Source organism: Acrocarpospora sp. B8E8 (assembly GCF_039871605.1).
Taxonomy (GTDB): Bacteria; Actinomycetota; Actinomycetes; order Streptosporangiales; family Streptosporangiaceae; genus Acrocarpospora; species Acrocarpospora macrocephala.
The window spans coordinates 1-1,580 of record NZ_JBDPLV010000193.1 but is presented as its reverse complement, the minus strand read 5'-3'; the positions used below and the strand labels follow the sequence as shown (position 1 = coordinate 1,580).

General features: G+C 69.4%; 1 protein-coding gene. It reads left to right on the top strand.

From position 1 onward, the window contains the following. Positions 1-235 precede the first annotated feature (235 nt). A partial coding sequence (gene iscB, locus ABGB08_RS54530) for an RNA-guided endonuclease IscB (protein WP_347608488.1) occupies positions 236-1,580 on the top strand: 1,345 nt, incomplete at its 3' end.

Here is a 1,580-nt window from a genome sequence, read left to right as displayed (position 1 = left end):
ACCCCCTCCTGAAGGAGGGGGCTTGAGGTGCGGCAATGCGCTTCGAAGCCCCGCGTTGACCAGCCCCAGTCGATCACCGTGAAGGAGGTGCATTCGATTGACTACGTTTCACGTAAGCGAGCAGACCCACCGGCAGGTGCTTCCTCAGCCTGCCGCTCTGGAATCGGTGGGAGCAGACAACCCCGAGGGTGGGGACGAAACGGCTCACGGACTCCCGGCGCTGCCGGGCGCTGGCGTGGAACATGGGCGAGGGGAGATCGGAGCGGACGGCACCCGTCTGCTCCGGCGTCACCTCAAGGGCGCTTCGGCGTCTGAGGGAGCGGCCCGTGAGGGCCACCCAGTCGTGTTCGTCCTGGACAAGCACGGCCAACCGCTCGACCCGTGTCACCCGGCCCGCGCCCGCCGCCTGCTGGCCTCTGGCCGGGCCGTGGTTCACCGGCACACCCCGTTCGTCATCCGACTGAAAGACCGCACTGCCGCCGACTCCACCGTGACCGGCGTGCGGGTCGGCATCGACCCCGGCTCCAAGCACACCGGCCTCGCCGTGTTCACCGAGCATGGCGGGAGTCGTACCGGCGTGTACTCGCTCCAGCTCGGCCACCGGGGCGGGCAGATCCGCGACAAGCTCGCCTCGCGGGCTGCACTGCGCCGGGGGCGCCGTTCTCGGAATCTGCGCTATCGCGCCCCCCGGTTCCTTAACCGGGGCAAGCCGGAGGGGCGGCTCGCGCCGTCCCTGCTGCACCGCGTCAACGGCACCATGTCATGGGTGTCGCGACTCACCCGCTGGGCGCCCGTCACCGCCATCTGTGTGGAGCGGGTCGCGTTCGACACTCACGCCTTGTCGGCGGGCAGGCCCCTTGAAGGAGCGGAATACCAGCAGGGCACCCTCGCCGGGTATGAGGTGCGGGAGTATCTGCTGGCCAAGTGGGGCCGCAGGTGCGCCTACTGCGGCACCTCCAGCGTGCCGTTGAACATCGACCACATTCGCCCCCGCTCCCGGGGCGGCTCAGACCGCGTCTCAAACCTGACCCTGGCCTGCATCACGTGCAACCAGGCCAAGAACGCAACACCGATCGAGGAGTTCCTTAAGACCAAGCCCGCGCTCCTGGCGAAGATCCTCAGACAGGCGAAGGCGCCGTTGCGGGACGCCGCGGCGGTCAACTCGACCAGGTGGGGGCTGTGGCGGGCGCTGGGAGCGATCGGGCTGCCGGTCGCCACCAGTTCGGGCGGGCGTACGAAGTGGAACCGATCCCGCACCGGCGCGCCGAAGTCGCACACTCTGGACGCGCTACACGTCGGCGAGTTGGAGAACGTCACCGGCTGGCCTTCGGTCGTCTTGGCGGTGAAGGCGACCGGTCGCGGGATGTACTGCCGGACCCGCACCGACGCCTACGGCTTTCCTCGACTGCGGCTGCCCCGAACCAAGACCGTGCGCGGCTTTCAGACCGGCGACCTGGTCCGGGCGAACGTCCCGACGGGCAAGAAGGCCGGGGTTCACGCTGGGCGGGTCGCGGTCCGCGCAACCGGCAGTTTCAACATCGCCACCCGGCACGGCACTGTGCAGGGCATCCACCACCGCC